This is a genomic window from Micromonospora zhanjiangensis, from assembly GCF_042650605.1.
Classification (GTDB): domain Bacteria; phylum Actinomycetota; class Actinomycetes; order Mycobacteriales; family Micromonosporaceae; genus Micromonospora_J; species Micromonospora_J zhanjiangensis.
The window spans coordinates 180,082-196,389 of record NZ_JBHSBN010000003.1; the positions used below are offsets into that span (position 1 = coordinate 180,082).

A 16,308-nucleotide genomic window follows, 5' to 3' on the forward strand; every position below is an offset into this window, starting at 1 on the left:
TTCACGGAAGAACGCGAGCAGGGCGACTGCGGTAAGGAGGCGGCCGGGTCGGTGGTGTCGGCCGGGTCGGGGCTGCGGTGCGGGGCGCGGCAGGGCGGGCTGTTCAGTGGGCCGGGAGGCGGTCCACCAGGAGGCGGGTTCTGCGTTCGATGTGCTCCGGGGGGAGGCGGCCGGCGCGGGTCAGGGTGGCCAGGCCGTGCAGGGCGGCCCAGAAGGTTTCGGTGAACAGGCCCGGGTCGACGCCGTCGCCGGCCACCCCTTCGAGGGTTTCCAGCAGGGCGGCGAAGGCGTCCTTGAGAGGGGCCGGGGTGTCCTCCCGGGCGTAGGGGAGGCCGCCGTCGAGCTGGAAGATGGCGTCGTAGACGGCCGGGTTGCGGTCGGCGAAGTCGAGGTAGGCGCGGGCGAGGGCGTACACCTTGGCGCGGGGGCCGTCGGCGGCGGCGGTCGCGGCCCGGGTCGCGGCGGCCAGTTCGGTGGCGCCCTGGAGGGCGACGGCGCCGATGATCTCGCGTTTGCCGCGGAAGTGGCTGTAGAGGACGGGCTGGCTGTACTCGATCCGCTCGGCGAGCCGGCGGGTGGTGACCGCGTCCCAGCCGTCCTTCTCGGCGAGTTCGCGGGCCGTCGCCACGATGAGGCGTTCGCGGTCCGCCCGTTCGCGCTCCTTGCGTTGCTGTACCGACATGAGGTGATCCTAGCACTGCTAGACATTCGAGCGGCAGTAGTGCTAGCTTCGCTTCGTCAGCTAGCAGCGCTAGATTTCAGGAGGGGTCATGTTCAACGCACTCCAGGTCCTCACCGTCGTGGTCGTCGGCGTGATGGTGGGGGTGGAGTTCTCCGTCGCCTTCGTCATGAACCGGATCCTCGACGCGCTCCCCGAGGACAGCAGCCAACTCGCCCACGCCCACGGCGGCCGGATGCTCGGCACCCTGATGCCGTACTGGTACATCGGCTCGCTCGTCCTGGTCGCGGCCTGGGCCGCCGCCGGCTGGCACCGGCCCGGCAACGGCCTCGTCGTCACCGCCGGCGTGCTGCTGATCGTCAGCGTGGTCATGTCGATCCTGCTGCTCGTCCCGATCAACAACCGGAACCGGACGTGGACCCCGGAGAACCGGCCCGCCGACTGGAAGCAGCAGCTGGACCGCTGGGGCCGCCTGCACTACGTCCGCGTCGCGGTCATCGTCGCCGCCTTCGCCCTGCTGCCCGCCGCCCTTGTTGCCTGACCGGTCCGCACGACGAAGCCCCCGCATCACCCGGAACGGGTGGGCGAGGGCTCGTCGTCGTTGCGAGGTGGTCAGCGGGTCAGGCGGCCCGATCGGGCGGCGGCGGTGAAGGCGGCCCAGGCGGCCGGCGGGAAGAGCAGGGTGCCACCGGTCCGGTCCTTGGTGTCCCGGACGGCGACCACGCCGGGGAGGTTGTCACCGACCTCCACGCACTCGCCGCCCTGGGTGTTGCTCCGGGTGCTGGTGTGCCACCGGATGCCGGTCAGGTCCATTGCTCCGCCACATCCCCTATGAGTTGTCTCGACTGTCCGATCGGGAGGGCCTGCCCCCGGACGGCTTCCCAGCGACGCAGGACGGCGCCCACGTCGGTGGGACTCTCGACCAGTGTGCCCGCCAACTGACCATCCAGATAGCAGGTTACTTCGCCCTGCGGGGAGGTCGCCACGGCCAGCGGCCCGTCCATCCCGACGTAGGCGCCGGCGGACAGCGGGACGACGTGGATGTGGATGTGCGGGTAGCCGTCGGAGAGCCGCGCCAGGTGCAGCAACTGCTCCCGCATCACCTCGGGCCCGCCCACCGGGCGGCGCAACACCTGCTCGTCGATCACGAACACGGCCTGCGGGGGCTCGTCCCGGAAGAGCACGGCCTGTCGCTCGATCCGCAGGGTGGCCTGCTCCTCCACCTGGGCCGGCGGGAGCACTCCCCCAGCGGTCAGCGCGACCCGGGCGTACGCCTCGGTCTGCAGCAGGCCGGGGATCACGGACAGTTGGAAGCTCCGGATGGCGGTGGCCTCCGCCTCGATGATCAGCCAGGGCCGCAGCTCCGGTCGCGCGCCCTCGTGGCGGATGGCGCCCAACAACCGGGACATCCGGCCGTCCAGGCCGAGCACGGTGTCCACCCGGTCGGCCAGGTCGCCGGAGGGCCGGCGGGCGGCCCGCTCCACGGCGGACACCTGAGCGGCGGAATAGGAGATCTTCGCCGCCAGATCCTCTTGGGACAGTCCGGCCGCCTGCCGGGCCCGTCGCATTTCTTCTCCGAACAGTTCTAGAAAGACACTCACGTTCTCCCGCTCTCTACAGCTCTCGTCCGGGTGATTGACATCGATGGTGCCGATGGATTGATGCTTCCACGGGCGGAGCGGACGGGCCAGTGTGGAATTAAGCGGTTGTGCCGACGAGATAGGGCTGAGGGGCCTGACCCACGAGGGGTCCGGTGGCACGACCAGCGACGGGGGACCCCGGGCGGCGACCGCGCCGCACAGCGGACCGGGGTCCCTCTCCCCTTTCTCGACGGGATTGGAGTAGCGGCATGCCGGAACTCGTACGGGTCGGGGATCTCCTCACCATTCCCGCCGGGAAATGGAAGATCCCCCGGAGGTTCGACCCGCCCGTCATGACGATTCGGGTCAGTCACGTGACGCAGCCGGGCGACGGTTCCCGTTGGGTGTCCCTGGTCGGTGTCACCATTACCGATCAATTGGCCGTGGACGGCGTGACGCGCAATCTGTTGGTCGATGTGCAATGGCTGCGCGCCAATCCGCCCCTGCGACCCGACTGCCGCTGACGCGGCCCGGGTCCGATCGGACTCCGCGAGCGACCAAGAGGCCCGGTGACCCCGCAAGGCCGGGGTACGCGACCGGGCGCAGGCCGTCCGGTACGCCTACCGGCACCGCCTGACCGACTGAGCCCGGTCGCGGCGCTCCGGGTTCAGCGACGACCGCCCTGCGGGGACCGACGGTGCCCGTGCCCGTGTCCGTGCTGCGGCGACCCGGACCCGTGCCCCTGCCCGGAGCCGGACCCCTGGCTCTGCCTGGAGGAGGAGGAGCTGCTGCTGCCCGCCCGCGAATGGGCGGCGGACACCCGCGCGGAATTGGTCGGTGAGTTCCGCCTGCTGACGGTCCCGGAGCCGAGCGCGTCGGACCCGACGGACGCGGCGGTGGTGGCGTCGGCGCCCTGTTGCACGGCGTTCCAGTACGCGTCGTACTGGTTGCCGTACACCCGGGGGTAGTCGATCGGGGACCACCCGCTGGCGAGGCGCTGCTGGACGTGCCGATGGGCCTGGGCCAGGAAGTCCGCGGTGGTGATCGGCCCCTGCCGGAGCGTAGCCCGGAAATCGCTGAGGCCCAACGGCTCCATGACGTCCCGGCTGTTGCCGAAGTGCGAGGTGTTGTGGATGAGGTACGACTCGGCGATCACCTCCACCTCCTCTCGGACCATGTTGTCGACGAACACGTCCCGGTCCTCGAGGTAGTCCCGGGCGTGGGTGCCGTTCGCCCAGCGCGCGACGTGCCCGATCTCGTGCGCAACGTTTCCGTACGCGTGGCTCTCCGGGTCGGTGCGCGGCAGCCTGATCACCCCCGACTCGTCCATGTGCGGTCCCCGGTCCGTGTGGGCGAAGTACACGCCGTGGTTCGCCTCCATGGTCCGCGCGACCAGTTCCGCGCCGGTCGGGGAACTGAGGAGATAGCGCATCAGTCGCACGTGGACGTCGTACGGGACAAGGTCCGTATTCGACTCCTGGTGTTGGACGTACGTCTCCTCGTCGAGGATGTACATGTCGGTCGTGTCCATGGGTGACGTCACCTGGCCCCCTAGCTGATCGTCGGCGGAAACCGGCGCCACGACCGTCGCCTCCGGGGGTGCCGGAAGCCGGCCGACGCGCGGGCGCCCCTAGGACGGGACAGCGACCCGTCCGGTTCACCGATCCCGGAGATTCCGAACCACTCGTACCAGCCGAACCACCCGAACCACCCGGGCCGGCCGGGCCGGTCGGGCCGGCACGCCGGCCGAGCCAGGAGGACGGCGGCCGGCCCCCGGCGCGCGGAAGGGCCCGGCGTCCGCGCGGTCTTGCGCTGGACGGCGGGCCCTTCCGGGTGGTTCAGGCGACCGGTTCGGGGGCGGCCGCCGCCGGGGTGTCCCGGTGGGTGTCGCGGGCGACGCGGGGGTCGTTCTCGTCGGCGAAGTAGTCGTCGGCGGTGGTGCCGTCCGGGCCGTCGGGCACCTTGCCGGCCCGCAGGGCCAGCGTCACCAGCGCGGCGACCGCCAGATTGACCAGGACGGCGACCACGCCCACGTAGATCGTCTTCTGGGTGTCGAAGCCGAACTCGGAGAGCTTGAACGCCGAGCCGCCGAAGTGCAGCCGCTTCGTCGCCGGGTTGGGGATCTGATAGAGCATCCACATGCCCAGCCCCATGCCGGCCGCCCAGCCGGCGATCAGCGCGCCCCGGTGGAACCAGCGGGTGTAGAGGCCCAGCGCCACCGCCGGCAGGGTCTGCAGGATGATCACGCCACCGATCAGTTGCAGGTCGATGGAGAACTGCGGGTCGAGGAAGACGATGCAGGCGACCGCGCCGATCTTCACCACCAGCGAGGTGACCTTCGAGACGGTGGCCTCCTGCGCCGGGCTGGCGTCCCGCTTCAGGTATTCCTTGTAGATGTTGCGGGTGAACAGGTTGGCCGCCGCGATCGACATGATCGCCGCGGGGACCAGGGCGCCGATGCCGACCGCCGCGTACGCGACCCCGGCGAACCAGTCCGGGAACATCTGGTCGAACAGTCGCGGCACGATGGTGTTGTTGTCCGGCACGCCCGCCGTCGAGCCGGGCAGCGGCTTGACGTTGGCGGCGATGGCCATGTAGCCGAGCAGCGCGATCAGGCCGAGCAGCACGCTGTACGCCGGCAACGCGGACATGTTCCGCTTGATCACGTCCCGGTTCTTGCTGGCCAGCACGCCGGTGAGGCTGTGCGGGTAGAGGAACAGCGCCAGCGCCGAACCGAACGCCAGGGTGAGGTACTGCAACTGGTTGTTGGCGTTCAGCAGCAGCCCGTCGCCGGGCGCCGGACTGGCCTTGAACTTGGCGTCCGCCGCGTCGAAGATCGCTCCCCAGCCGCCCAGCTTGTACGGCAGGTAGAACACCGCCACCAGGATCACGATGTAGATCAGCGAGTCCTTGACGAAGGCGATCAGCGCGGGCGCGCGCAACCCCGACTGGTACGTGTAGGCGGCCAGGATGGCGAACGCGATGATGATCGGCAGGTGCCGGGCGACCGAGCTCTCCCCGGTCACGCCCATCGTCTTGAGCACCGACTCGATGCCGACCAGTTGCAGCGCGATGTACGGCATGGTGGCCGCGATGCCGGTGATCGCGATGATCAGCGCCAGCGTCGGCGAGCCGAACCGGGTCCGGACGAAGTCGGCCGGGGTGACGAAGCCGTGCCGGTGCGACACCGACCAGAGCCGGACCAGCACCAGGAACACCATCGGGTACATGATGATCGTGTACGGCACGGCGAAGAACCCGGCCGCCCCCGCCCCGAACACCAGCGCCGGTACGGCCACGAAGGTGTACGCGGTGTAGAGGTCACCGCCGACCAGGAACCAGGTGATCCAGCCGCCGAAGCTGCGCCCGCCCAGGCCCCACTCGTCCAGGTGGGCCATGTCGTTCGGCGCGCGCCACCGGGCCGCCACGAAGCCGATCGCGCTGACCAGCAGGAACAGGACCGAGAAGACGATGATCTCGGTGAGGTGGTCCTTCCACATCAGCGCCTCACCCCTTCTTCTTCGTCATCCGGTAGACCACCGCCGTGGTGGTCACGCCGATCACGACGAAGGCGAGTTGCAGCCAGTAGAACCGCGGGAAGCCGAACAGCCGCGGCGAGTCGGAGTTGTACAGCGCCGGGATCAGCGGCACGACGATCGGTACGAAGAGCAGCCAGTTCCAGGGACTGTGGTCCTTGGCCCGTACGCGCCTGGTTTCCACGGGGGCGCCGGGCTCGGCCTCGGGTGGGGTACCCCCAGCCTCGGATTCACTCATCGCCACACCTCCCGGTTCGATCTCGTTCATCGGATGGGTCGGCACGGAGGGTACCGACGGCGTGACGCTGGTCACGTCGTCGACTCGCGTGTCGTGCGCCGAACGGTGAACACGATGCGCCGAACGGGAGAAAAGGGTCTCGATCGGCCCGGGGCGGAGCCGGGTGCTCAGGCGTCGAGGCCGGCCAGGTGGGCGGTGTCGTTGACCGTGCGGACCGCGATGCCGCCGTCCGACCAGGCGTCCAGCACCGAGATGCCGGTCGGGTCGAGGAAGAGCCGGTGCAGGAACGCGTCGCCCGCCGCGAGCGCGTCGCGCAACAACAGCTTGATCGGCGAGACGTGCGAGACCACCACCACGGTCTCCCCCGGGTACGCCCCGAGCAGTCCCGCCATCGCCCGGCGGACCCGCCCGCCCACCTCGACGAACGACTCCCCGTCCGGCGGCGCCACGGTCGGCGAGCCGAGCCAGGCGGTCATCTCGCCCGGCCAGCCCGACCGGACCTCGGCGAAGGTACGCCCCTCCCAGGCGCCGAAGTCGCACTCGATCAGGTTCGGGTCGGTGCGTACCGGCACGTCACCGACCGCCGCGGCGACCAGCTCGGCGGTGGCCGTACACCGGGACAGCGGGGAGCTGACCACGGCCGCGACCGACGGGGCCAGCGCGGCCACCCGGCGGGCGGTGGCCCGGGCCTGGGCGACGCCGACGTCGGACAGCGGCACGTCGCCGCGGCCGGAGTAGCGGCCCTGGTTGGTGTACGCGGTCTCGCCGTGCCGGATCAGCACCAGGCGGGTGGCGTCGGTGGTCTCCCGCGGTTCCCAGGATGCGGGCGCGGTGGTCGGCGCGTCGGCCGGCCCGGTCGCGCCGGGCCCGGCCCGGCCGGCTTCTCGGGCGGCCGGGTCCGGGGCGGCCACCGTGCGGGGCGGCTCGACGAGCCGGGGCGGCCGCACCGCCGGTGCCGCCGCCGGGGCGGTCTCGGCGGCGCGGTCCATCGCGGCGTTGGCCAGCGCGTCGGCGTGCCGGTTGCGTTCGCGCGGGATCCAGGTGAAGGTCACCGACTCGAACCGGCGGACCAGGGTCGCCGCCCGAGCGGCCAGGGGGCGCAGACCGGCGTTCTTGATCTGCCACCGGCCGCACATCTGCTCGACGACGAGCTTGGAGTCCATCCGGGCGTCCACCGACCGGGCGCCGATCTCGGCGGCGGCCTCCAGGCCCGCGATCAGGCCCAGATACTCGGCGACGTTGTTGGTGGCCACGCCGATCGAGTCGGACCGCTCGGCGAGCACCTCGCCGGTGTCGGCGTCGCGCAGCACCGCGCCGTAGCCGGCCGGGCCGGGGTTGCCCCGCGCCCCGCCGTCGGCCTCCAGCAGCACCGCCCGGCCAGCGGCCACGCTCACAGGCCGGACTCGGCGGTACGGACCATGATCCGGCGGCAGTCCTCGCAGCGCAGCACCTCGTCCGGGTCCGCCGCCCGGATCCGGGCCCGGTCCGCGCCGGAGAACTCGATCCGGCAGCCGCCGCAGCGGCCGGCGGTGAGCAGCGCCGCGCCGAGCCCGCCGGACGTCTCGCGGATCTTGTCGTAGAGGGCCACCAGGTCGGCCGGGAGGTCGTCGGCGAGCGGCTGCCGGGCGCCCCGCTTGAACTCCTCCTCCTTGCCGATCTCGGCCAGCGTGCTGTCCCGCCGGGTCTCCACGTCGGCACGCTTCTCCCGGGCCGTGGTGAGCCGCTGCTCGACCCCGTCCAGGACGCCCTGGGCGGTCTCCCGCTGCTCCATCAGCTCCAGCTCGGCGTCCTCCAGCTCGCTCTGCCGCCGATTGAGGGTGGCCAGCTCGTGTTGCAGCGCCTCCAGCTCCCGGGCCGGTCCGGAACCGGCGGTCAGCCGCGCCTGGTCCTTGTCCTTGCGGACCCGGACCTGGTCGACGTCCCTCTCCAGCCGGGCGATGTCCCGGTCCAGGTCGTCGACCGCCACCTGGGCCCGGACCCGCTCGTCCTCCAGCGCGGACAGCTCACGGGCCAACTGCTCCAGCTCGGCGTACTCGGGCAGACGGCGACGCCGGTGGGCGAGCTGCGCGAGCGAGGTGTCGACCGCCTGCAGGTCGAGCAGTCGGCGCTGGTCTTTCGGGTCGGCCTTCACGGGCGGGGCTCCTTGTCGACGGGTGATGCGGGAGAGCTGACGTGCACCGTCCACGGATCGGTGTCCAGGTCGGACACCATCGCCGGCACGCCCAGGCGATCCCGGACGAAGGTGGCGAGGTCGTCCAGCCAGGGCCGTTCGGTGGCCCAGTGCGCGGCGTCCAGCAGTGCCGGACCGCCGCCCGCGAGGTGCTCACTGGCGGGGTGGTGGCGCAGGTCCGCGGTGAGGAAGGCGTCCACGCCGGCCGCGACGGCGGCGGCGAGGAAGGAGTCACCGGCGCCGCCGCTGACCGCCACCGTTTCGATCAGCCGGTCGGGCGGTCCGGCGGCCCGGACCCCCCACGCGGTGGGCGGCAGCACGGCGGCGGTGTGCGCGACCAGCTCGGCCAGCGCCACCGGGGCCGGCAGCTTGCCGACCCGGCCGAAGCCCCGACCGCCACCGGCCGCCGCGCCACCGGCCGGTGCCGGCACCAGCGGCCGCAGGTCGGTCAGCCCGAGCCGGGCGGCGAGCGCGTCGGAGACTCCCGGGTTGGCGACGTCGGCGTTGGTGTGCGCCACGTAGAGCGCCACGTCCGCGCGGATCAGGCGGTGCACGATCCGCCCCTTGAACGTGGTGGCGGCCACCGACGACACGCCGCGCAGCAGCAGCGGATGGTGGGCCACGATGAGATCGGCGCCGTCGGCGAGCGCCTCGGCGACGGTCTCCGGGACGCAGTCGACCACGCAGGCGACCCGGCGGACCAGGGCCGTCGGGTCGCCGACCACCAGGCCGACCCGGTCCCAGTCCTCGGCCCAGGCGGGCGGGTAGCGCTCGTCCAGCGCGGCCACCACCTCGGCCAGGCGCGGGCTCGCGGACTCGGTTGTGCTCACGACGGCCCAGCTTACCGGCGAACCGCGACCGACCCGGTACGCCCGGCCCGTCGGAGCCCCGCGGTCAGCCGGGGCCGGCGGTCGCGCCGACCCGGGTCCGCATGGCGTCCAGCCCGAGCTGCCACGGGAACCGGTCCAGCAGCCGACCACCCTCGCCGGGCGGGTGCGGCGGGGAGACGTCGTCACCGAACAGCACCGTCACCCCCCAGTCGCGCAGCCGGGCCAGGCCCTCCCGAAACGCCGGGTGGACGGCCATGGCGGCGTTGGTGAACGGCATGGCGACGATGGGTACGCCCCTGCCCTGCGCCTCCACCAGCAGGCCGAGCGCCAGCGTGTCGGTGATGCCGGCCGCCCACTTGTTGATCGTGTTGACGGTGGCCGGGCCGACGATGATGGCGTCCGCGGGTGGCAGCACGTCCGGGTCGTCGGGTTGTTTGTAGCCGGTCCGGACCGGATGCCCGGTCTGCCGGACCAGCGCCGGCTCGTCGAGGAACTTGCGTCCGTCCGGCGTCGCGATCACGCACACGTCCCAGCCGTCGCGCTGCCCGAGGTCGACCAGTCGGCCGACCCGGCCGGCCAGCGGCGAGCCGCAGGCGATCACGTACAGGACGCCACGGTGCGCGGGCCCGGTCATCCGGGCCGGCCGCTCATATTCCCACTCCCATGTGCTCAGCTAACTCCGCAATCTGGCCGGGCGGCGCACCACGAGTGCGACGTAACACGTCCGACATCACCTCGTGGGCGATCGGCCGGCAGCGGATCTCGGACGGGGCGAGCCGGTCCCCCTCGACCAGGAACTCGCCGGCCCGGGCCACGTCGCCGATCTGGGCGCAGCCGCGGGCCACGTCGAGCAGGTGGTGGGCCCGGCGTTCGGGCAGCAGCGCGTTGAACTCGGTCGGGCCGATCCCCTCGTGGGTGTCCACCGCCTGCCGACCCTCGCCCAGCTCCACCGCCGCGGCGGCGCGGTGCAGCTCCAGGTTGGTCGGGCCGAACGAGGTCCAGTAGTGGTTCTGGTCGTCGCCGACCTGCCGGGCCGCCTCCTCGGCGCCGTTGAACAGATCCCGTACGGTGGCGCTGTCGCCGAGCCGGGCCGCGGCCATCGCGCCCTGCAGCAGCAGCATGCCGTAGACCGACCACCGTTGCGGCGACGCCTCGACGCCGGGCGCCGGAGCGAGCCGGTTGGCGATGTTGACGTTCACCTCCAGGGCCGGCCGGGCCCGCCCCAGGGCGACCAGCGCGTTGCCGACCCGGAGGGTGGCCACGCCGGCCAGCAGCGGGTCGTCGGCCCGCTGGGAGACCGCCATCGACCGGTCCGCGGCCAGCCAGGCCAGCTCGTGCTCGCCCAGCTTGCGCAGCGTCGAGGAGGCGATCTGGTAGACCTGCCCGAGCAGGTGGGCCGCGGTCCGGGACTCGTCGCCGCCGAGGTACGCCGCGTCGGCGGCCTGCGCGTCGCGCAACAGCTTCGGCAGCGCCCGGGTCAGCACGCCGTAGCGGGCGTACTGGTAGGTCAGCCAGGCGTGGCTGACGGACTTGCGCATCTCGTCCAGCCGGCGCGGTTCGGGCCGGGCGTCGAAGTAGGCGCTCATCGAGTCGTACCGCTCCAGGGCCGCGCGGATCTCCTCCACCTCGACCTGGTCGATGCAGTTGAGCGTGTCGGTACGCCGCTCCGGGTCCTTGCCGAGCAGTAGCTGGACGTCCAGTTGGAGGACGTCGGCGATCTCGTGCAGGACGGAGAACTTGTCGAGCCGACGCACCCCCCGTTCGACCTTGTCGACCCAGCTCTTGGACTTGCCCAACCGGTCGGCGAAGACCTGTTGGGACAGTCTGCGGCGGCCACGCCAGTACGCGACGCGACGTCCGATCGGCAGTTCGTCCACGTCCCGCCCTCCCCCCTGCTCGCCGGCGATCCGGGCCGGGAGACCTGTCTGGGTTGACTGAAGCTCTTCATTTAGGTGCGGATCGCACTAGCTCTTATTTGGTGCAGATCGCACTTTTTGTACGTTGCCCGGCCGGGCCTGCCTCATAGCTTCTGATGCAAGTTGCAACCGGCGGGTCTGCCAGGAAAACGACCGCCGCGGGCAGTGGTGACGGCCAATCACCCCTGCTCGGCGGCCGTCGCACCGTTCGGCCCCCGCGTGGTCCGCCGTCCGGGCGGGCCGGAAGGAAAACCGGGGGACGCACGGTCCGCATCGGCACGTTCCATGACTCACGTAGAGGGTGTGCACACTATGAGGGGCACTTTCCGACCGACGTTCATCGAGTTGACATCGCTCGATCGAGTGCGGTTGCGCAGGGTCGCCATGCGCTACGCCGGGCACGGCTGGGACGTCACCCCGGGGGCGTGCCTGGCCCGGCACCGCTTCGTCTGCGGCCGGCCCGGCTGCCCGACCACCGGCTGCCATCCCGCGCTGACCGACTGGGAACGCTCGGCCACCGCCGACCCGGCCCGGATCGCCGCCTGGTGGCGGTCCCGACCGCACGGGGTGCTGCTCGCCACCGGCCGGGCGTTCGACGCCATCGAGGTGCCGGCGCACCTGGGACAGCGGGTCGTCGACGTGACCCGGTGGGCGACCGCGCTGGTCGGGCCCGGCGGGTGCCCCGGACGCGGCCCGGTCGCGGTGACCCCGACCGGACGCTGGATCTTCCTGGTCCGCCCGGGCGACCCGCTGCGGCCGGAACTGGACCGGTGCCTGTTCATCGTCCGGCACGGCCTCGGGTCGTGGATCCCCGCCCCGCCGACCCGGCTGCCCGAGGGGCCGGTCCGCTGGGCGACCGCCCCGGAGGAGACCCGCTGGCGGCTGCCCGACCCGTACGCGGTGCAGGAACTGCTGGTGGACGCCCTGCACGCGACGAACCCGGCGGTGCCGGTGCCGGTCGGGCCGGCCGCCGGGCACCTGCCGGCCCCCCGCACCGGCGACTGACCCGCCCCGGGCCGGCGCGCACCGACCGGCACAGGTCCGGGCCGGCGCGGGTCGGGCCGGGCAGGTCCGGGCCGGACGCCGGTCCGGGGCGGGGACGCGGTGGCCGGTCCGGGCAACAGGGCTCGGACCGGCCACCGCGATCACCGTCAGCCGTAGATCTTGACCGGCGTGTACTTCTGCCGGGGGAAGACCTTGTCCACCTGCGCGTTGGTCAGGCCGAACCGGCCCTGGGCGATCGCCCCGTAGACGTTGAACATGTTGTTGTATTCCGGCACGTCCCCGCTGTCCAGCTTGGCCAGTCCGGTCCAGGTGCCCAGCAGCGAACCGGCCAGCCGCTTGCCGGACAGCACGGTCACCACGCCGCCGTGGCCGTGGTCGGTGCCGCCGCCGTTGGAGGCGACCCGCCGGCCGAACTCGCTGGACACCATGATCGTGACGTCGGCCGCCCGCTCGCCCAGGTCGTCGAAGAACGCGGCCATCGCGCCGGCCAGTTGGCCGAGCTGCCGGTGCAGGTAGCCGCCCGGCCGGGTGCCCTGGTTCTCGTGGGTGTCGTAGCCGCCCATGCTCACCGTGGCCACCCGGACGTTCGCGCCACCCTTGATCAGGTGCGCGAGCTGCCGGAACGAGTCACCCACCCCGCCGGAGTACTTCACCCCGGCGGCCGGTTGGTAGCCGTCGGCGGCCAGCTTCTGCGCCGTGCCGAGCGCCTTGAGGCCGGACTGCACCGAGTCCTCGACCGGGTGGTTGATGTCGGTGAACAGGCCCTTGATGGCCTTCTCGGTGGCCGCCCGGAACTTCCCGTCCCCGTTGAGGCGCAGCGACTCGACGCTGCTGAGCGACAGCGCGCCGTTGGTGCCGACCAGCGACCGCGGCAGCGTGCTGCCGACCCCGACGCTGCGGAACGCGGTGCCCGGGCCGAGCGCGTCGACCAGGCTGTCCAGCCAGCCCCGGCCGCCCGTCTCGCCGGGCAGGCCACCCAGGTTGCAGGCGTCCGCGGCCTGGAAGTGGCTGCGCGACAGCCGGGGGTCGGACACCGCCGGGACGAATCCCAACCGACCGGCCTTCAGGTGCTTCTCCAGCGGCGCGAAGGCGCTGGTCAGCTTGAAGCCCCGGTCCAGGGCCAGCGAGTCGTCGGCCAGCAGCAGGTCCGGCCGGGCCTTGGCCAGCACCGGATCGCCGGCCGGCGCGACCAGGCTCAAACCGTCCAGCCCGCCGTACAGGAAGACGTGGATCAACGTCCCGGTCTTCGTCGCGGCGAACGACGCCTGCGTCGAGACGAACTGGGTGGTGGCCAGGGCGGTCGCCGTCGCGGCGGCGCCCGCCACGAAGGTACGGCGGGTGACCCCGCGGCCGTCCTGCTGCGCCTCCTCCACCTCGCTCAGGTGCAGGAACCGGTCCCGTTCGGCGGCGCTCTCCGCCGCCACCGCGGCGGCCTCGGCGCGCAGCACGGCCTCGGTCCGATTGGGCGCCAGGCGCCGCAGGTCGGGGCAGTCGGGGTGCAGGGGGTACGAGTGCACGGAAGTCTCCATCTCTGTCCGGCCTGTGCGATCCGGCCGGGGAACCTCGGTCGTCGTCACCGGAGGTGGTGCTGGGGGGAGGCGAGCAGCGCCCGCGCGATGGCCGTGACGGCACCGTTGAACGTGGCGTCGACCGTCGCGCCGGCCGGGACGCCGGCGATGCCCAGGATCAGCGCCTTCTCCTTGGCGGTCAGCTTCTGGTGCACCAGCCGCACCGCGAGCGCGTCCACGTACGCCCCGGCGGTGGCCGGCGGCTTGCTCACCAGCCGCTCCGGCTTGGCGTACGAGAACTGTCTGCGGCTGCCGGCGACCAGGGCGCCCGCCTCGTTCCAGCCGTTGATCATGGTGCCGGCCGAGGTCCAGGCGACGAAGACGTCCGGGTAGCCGTTCGGGGTGGGCATCCCGGTCGGGAACTGACCCAGTTCCTCCATCTTGTTGCGAATCTGGTCCAGCCCCTCGGCGAACGGGGTCCGGCCCGAGCCGCTCCGGTAGCCCGGCGACGGCTCCGGCGACACGCCCAGCACCCGGTACGTGGCCACCAGGTACTCCATCGGGCGGCGCACCTTCTGCCCCACCGACGCCCAGAACTCGGACGAGCGCAGCAGCGTCACCAGCACCGGCTTGATCTGGCCCTTGCTGGTCGTGTAGGACTTGGCCAGCCGCTCAACGAGCGCCTTCGGCGGGGTGTCCGACACGAACCGGGTGGCCAGGTTCGTCGCCACGTACCGGGCGGTGGACGGGTGCAGGGCCAGGTAGCGGAAGTACGCGTCGGCCGCCGCCTCGCCGCCCGCCGCGCTGGCGTTGGCGTGCGTGAAGCCGAGGATCTTCACCGGGCCCACGTGGTGCCGCTCGGGCCGGTAGACGTACTCGTCGTTGGCCACCCCACGGCCGGTCTGCAACAGCGCCGCCTGCCGGACGTCCTTCTCGGTGTAGCCGCCGTCCACGCCGACCGAGTACAGCTCCAGGTTCTCCCGGGCCAGGTTCTCGTTCACCTCGTCCTTGCTGGACTGGTTCTGGTTCAAGTACGTCAACAGCGCCGGGTGCCGGTTCGCGGCCACGAACATGTCGACGTAGCTGCCCAGGGCGTGCTTGCGGATCACGTCCCGGTCGAACGACGCCCGCTGCACCTGCGACCGGTCGAAGAACGGCCCGACGTGCAGGAAGTCGTTCCAGAAGTCGACCATCACCTCGAACAGCTGCCGCTCCGACCAGATCTGCCGGGCGATCGTCGCGTTGATGGTCTCCCGGTCGGCCGCGATCCCCTTGTCCTGCAAGGTCTTCTGCGCCTCGCGTAACTGCGGGATGCTCATCTTCAGAGTGGTCAGCTCGGCCAGCTTCAGCTCGGCCCGGGTCGGCGCGATCTTCTCCGGTTCGAGCTGCGACCGGATCCACGCGTCGATGCCCACCTGACGGATCTGGGCGAGCAGCGTCGGGGTGGCCCCGAAGGTCAGCCGGGACGCCAGGTGCCGTACCGGATCGTGGGCCAGCACCGTCCGCGCCGACGGCTTGGTCGCCGCGGCCGCCGCGGCCGGCCCGTCGTAGAGCCGCCCGCCGGCCGGCGCGTTCCTCTTCAATGCCTCACCGGCCCGGGAGCCCATGTAGCTCTCGTTCTGCTCGGTGTAGGTCCGCACGCTGGCCGGCTGCACACCGCTGGGCCGGGCCGCGGTGCCGTCGGTGACCGCGGCGGCCGCCTCGTCGGCGCCGGTGCCGAAGATCCGGTCGATCAGGTTCTGCCCGGCCGGGCTCATCGCCAACGCGGCGCCGCCGGCCACCACCGCGGCCGTCCCGCCGATCGCCGTCAGCGCGCGCCGCCGACCGAGCCGACGGTCGTCCTCGTCGTCGTCGAGATCGGGCAACCCGACCGCCGCGCGCCGGGCGGCCACCTGCGGGATCGGGTCGGCCGGGCCGATCCACCGCGGACCGTCGGTGGCGGGGCGGGCGTACGACTGCGGCTCGCCGTACGGGTCCGGGCGGTGCTGGTGGACCGGATCGCGGCGGCCGGTCCGGGCTGTGGGATAGCGACCGTCCCATCGGTCGTCGCCAGTCGGCCGGCGGGGTGGCACGTCGTGGTCAGCCATGTACCGATCCCATTTTCTGCTGTCGCGCCGCTGCCATCGCACGAAGAAGGAGCGGGGGCGGTGGTGCGGCGACTGATGCCTGCGGGGGTTGACACGGGAAGGTAGCCAAGCCGTTCGGGCGGTTCAACCGGGCCGACGGCGGGCCCGAACGGCCACTTAAGCCGGCCCTCAGGAGCGCCGACCGGGGCACCCGGACCGGACTGTCAAGATCAGAGTTCGCCAGCAGGCAAAACGTGAAACCGGTTGCCCGCCGGATGGGCGGTTCGGCCCCGTCGAGGGCACCCTGCGGCGTTCAACGCCACAGGCAAAGTTAAGGGCCCGCTAAGCGAAATCTGAGGTTCCGCGGCCGCCCCCAGCGCCGGCCGCGTCGGGCCGCCACAAGAAGCATCGGTGGCGAAGCGTGAGTCGTAACAGGAGGGGTAACCGCCGGACCGGAACGGGTTGACGTGTGGGGAGGAGACCTGCGCCATGCTCAGCAAAGAGGATCAGCGCCGGTTCGACGAGATCACCCGGGAACTGCGGGCCGCCGACCCGAAGTTCTTCGCCCGGCTCGACGAGCGCAACCGGATCCGGCGCAAACGGATCCTGCTCGCCCTGACCATCGCGCTGTGGGCGGTCGTACCGGCGCTCGCGGTGCTCGGCGGCGGCGTCGTCGGCGCGATCTACGCGATGGTGGTGCTCGGCAACGGCATGATGGTCTGGCAACTGCGCCGCCGCCGCGCGTAGCCCGACGCCGGCCGCGGCCGGCGGGTCGCCCGG

The 16,308-nt window shown here is 72.2% G+C and carries 17 protein-coding genes; 4 read left to right on the forward strand and 13 right to left on the reverse strand.

Annotation, left to right across the window (positions count from 1 at the left end; all coding sequences use genetic code 11):
• Positions 1 to 103: 103 nt before the first annotated feature.
• Entirely contained in the window at positions 104 to 682 is a 579-nt protein-coding gene (locus ACFOX0_RS06730; RefSeq protein WP_377542797.1) for a TetR/AcrR family transcriptional regulator, read from the reverse strand.
• 88 nt (positions 683 to 770) lie between these two features.
• Between ACFOX0_RS06730 and ACFOX0_RS06735 the strand changes: the two genes are divergently transcribed.
• The gene (locus ACFOX0_RS06735; RefSeq protein WP_377542799.1) at positions 771 to 1,220 is read left to right on the forward strand and encodes an anthrone oxygenase family protein; all 450 of its coding nucleotides are present in this window, start codon (positions 771 to 773) and stop codon (positions 1,218 to 1,220) included.
• Positions 1,221 to 1,291: 71 nt separating this feature from the next.
• Here ACFOX0_RS06735 and ACFOX0_RS06740 read toward each other — a convergent pair whose 3' ends face one another.
• Complete coding sequence (locus tag ACFOX0_RS06740) at positions 1,292 to 1,492, reverse strand: DUF397 domain-containing protein (protein WP_377542800.1); 201 nt, start codon at positions 1,490 to 1,492, stop codon at positions 1,292 to 1,294.
• A complete protein-coding gene (locus tag ACFOX0_RS06745; protein ID WP_377542801.1) occupies positions 1,483 to 2,247 on the reverse strand; it encodes a helix-turn-helix domain-containing protein in 765 nt (254 codons plus the stop codon). The genes ACFOX0_RS06740 and ACFOX0_RS06745 overlap by 10 nt, the downstream gene beginning before the upstream one ends.
• A gap of 281 nt (positions 2,248 to 2,528) precedes the next feature.
• Here ACFOX0_RS06745 and ACFOX0_RS06750 point away from each other — a divergent pair, with 281 nt between their 5' ends.
• Entirely contained in the window at positions 2,529 to 2,783 is a 255-nt protein-coding gene (locus ACFOX0_RS06750; protein WP_377542802.1) for a hypothetical protein, read from the forward strand.
• Positions 2,784 to 2,926: 143 nt separating this feature from the next.
• Here ACFOX0_RS06750 and ACFOX0_RS06755 read toward each other — a convergent pair whose 3' ends face one another.
• The 8 genes from ACFOX0_RS06755 to ACFOX0_RS06790 form a co-directional block, all read right to left on the reverse strand.
• Positions 2,927 to 3,790 (reverse strand): hypothetical protein, encoded by an 864-nt coding sequence (locus ACFOX0_RS06755; protein ID WP_377542804.1) that lies wholly within the window; start codon positions 3,788 to 3,790, stop codon positions 2,927 to 2,929.
• A gap of 307 nt (positions 3,791 to 4,097) precedes the next feature.
• Entirely contained in the window at positions 4,098 to 5,759 is a 1,662-nt protein-coding gene (gene mctP / locus ACFOX0_RS06760; RefSeq protein WP_377542806.1) for a monocarboxylate uptake permease MctP, read from the reverse strand.
• Between the two features lie 7 nt (positions 5,760 to 5,766).
• Positions 5,767 to 6,033, reverse strand: coding sequence for a DUF3311 domain-containing protein (locus tag ACFOX0_RS06765; protein WP_377542808.1), 267 nt, complete (start codon positions 6,031 to 6,033; stop codon positions 5,767 to 5,769).
• 167 nt (positions 6,034 to 6,200) lie between these two features.
• Positions 6,201 to 7,421, reverse strand: coding sequence for a bifunctional RNase H/acid phosphatase (locus ACFOX0_RS06770; RefSeq protein ID WP_377543107.1), 1,221 nt, complete (start codon positions 7,419 to 7,421; stop codon positions 6,201 to 6,203).
• Positions 7,422 to 7,423: 2 nt separating this feature from the next.
• Complete coding sequence (locus ACFOX0_RS06775; RefSeq protein ID WP_377542809.1) at positions 7,424 to 8,164, reverse strand: zinc ribbon domain-containing protein; 741 nt, start codon at positions 8,162 to 8,164, stop codon at positions 7,424 to 7,426.
• Positions 8,161 to 9,033, reverse strand: a complete 873-nt coding sequence (locus ACFOX0_RS06780; protein ID WP_377542811.1) for a Nif3-like dinuclear metal center hexameric protein — start codon at positions 9,031 to 9,033, stop codon at positions 8,161 to 8,163. The genes ACFOX0_RS06775 and ACFOX0_RS06780 overlap by 4 nt, the downstream gene beginning before the upstream one ends.
• 64 nt (positions 9,034 to 9,097) lie before the next feature.
• The gene (locus ACFOX0_RS06785) at positions 9,098 to 9,667 is read right to left on the reverse strand and encodes a flavoprotein (RefSeq protein WP_377542812.1); all 570 of its coding nucleotides are present in this window, start codon (positions 9,665 to 9,667) and stop codon (positions 9,098 to 9,100) included.
• Positions 9,668 to 9,680: 13 nt separating this feature from the next.
• A complete protein-coding gene (locus tag ACFOX0_RS06790) occupies positions 9,681 to 10,910 on the reverse strand; it encodes a helix-turn-helix domain-containing protein (RefSeq protein WP_377542815.1) in 1,230 nt (409 codons plus the stop codon).
• A gap of 351 nt (positions 10,911 to 11,261) precedes the next feature.
• On the opposite strand from ACFOX0_RS06790, the gene ACFOX0_RS06795 reads away from it, so the two are divergent.
• Entirely contained in the window at positions 11,262 to 11,954 is a 693-nt protein-coding gene (locus ACFOX0_RS06795; RefSeq protein ID WP_377542818.1) for a bifunctional DNA primase/polymerase, read from the forward strand.
• Between the two features lie 146 nt (positions 11,955 to 12,100).
• On the opposite strand, the gene ACFOX0_RS06800 is transcribed toward ACFOX0_RS06795, so the two are convergent.
• Both ACFOX0_RS06800 and ACFOX0_RS06805 read right to left on the reverse strand, forming a co-directional pair.
• Positions 12,101 to 13,471, reverse strand: coding sequence for a DUF1501 domain-containing protein (locus ACFOX0_RS06800; protein WP_377542821.1), 1,371 nt, complete (start codon positions 13,469 to 13,471; stop codon positions 12,101 to 12,103).
• A gap of 56 nt (positions 13,472 to 13,527) precedes the next feature.
• Positions 13,528 to 15,549 (reverse strand): DUF1800 domain-containing protein, encoded by a 2,022-nt coding sequence (locus ACFOX0_RS06805; protein WP_377542824.1) that lies wholly within the window; start codon positions 15,547 to 15,549, stop codon positions 13,528 to 13,530.
• 468 nt (positions 15,550 to 16,017) lie between these two features.
• Between ACFOX0_RS06805 and ACFOX0_RS06810 the strand changes: the two genes are divergently transcribed.
• Positions 16,018 to 16,275, forward strand: a complete 258-nt coding sequence (locus tag ACFOX0_RS06810; protein WP_377542826.1) for a DUF3040 domain-containing protein — start codon at positions 16,018 to 16,020, stop codon at positions 16,273 to 16,275.
• Positions 16,276 to 16,308: the final 33 nt, after the last annotated feature.

Bases quoted from the DNA above. Each gene is read 5' to 3' on its own strand.
- ACFOX0_RS06795 (WP_377542818.1), top strand. From the start codon at position 11,262: ATGAGGGGCACTTTCCGACCGACGTTCATCGAGTTGACATCGCTCGAT.
- ACFOX0_RS06785 (WP_377542812.1), bottom strand. From the start codon at position 9,667: ATGACCGGGCCCGCGCACCGTGGCGTCCTGTACGTGATCGCCTGCGGC.
- ACFOX0_RS06750 (WP_377542802.1), top strand. From the start codon at position 2,529: ATGCCGGAACTCGTACGGGTCGGGGATCTCCTCACCATTCCCGCCGGG.
- ACFOX0_RS06755 (WP_377542804.1), bottom strand. From the start codon at position 3,790: ATGGACACGACCGACATGTACATCCTCGACGAGGAGACGTACGTCCAA.
- mctP (WP_377542806.1), bottom strand. From the start codon at position 5,759: ATGTGGAAGGACCACCTCACCGAGATCATCGTCTTCTCGGTCCTGTTC.
- ACFOX0_RS06745 (WP_377542801.1), bottom strand. From the start codon at position 2,247: ATGCGACGGGCCCGGCAGGCGGCCGGACTGTCCCAAGAGGATCTGGCG.
- ACFOX0_RS06740 (WP_377542800.1), bottom strand. From the start codon at position 1,492: ATGGACCTGACCGGCATCCGGTGGCACACCAGCACCCGGAGCAACACC.
- ACFOX0_RS06765 (WP_377542808.1), bottom strand. From the start codon at position 6,033: ATGAGTGAATCCGAGGCTGGGGGTACCCCACCCGAGGCCGAGCCCGGC.
- ACFOX0_RS06810 (WP_377542826.1), top strand. From the start codon at position 16,018: ATGCTCAGCAAAGAGGATCAGCGCCGGTTCGACGAGATCACCCGGGAA.
- ACFOX0_RS06730 (WP_377542797.1), bottom strand. From the start codon at position 682: ATGTCGGTACAGCAACGCAAGGAGCGCGAACGGGCGGACCGCGAACGC.
- ACFOX0_RS06805 (WP_377542824.1), bottom strand. From the start codon at position 15,549: ATGGCTGACCACGACGTGCCACCCCGCCGGCCGACTGGCGACGACCGA.
- ACFOX0_RS06735 (WP_377542799.1), top strand. From the start codon at position 771: ATGTTCAACGCACTCCAGGTCCTCACCGTCGTGGTCGTCGGCGTGATG.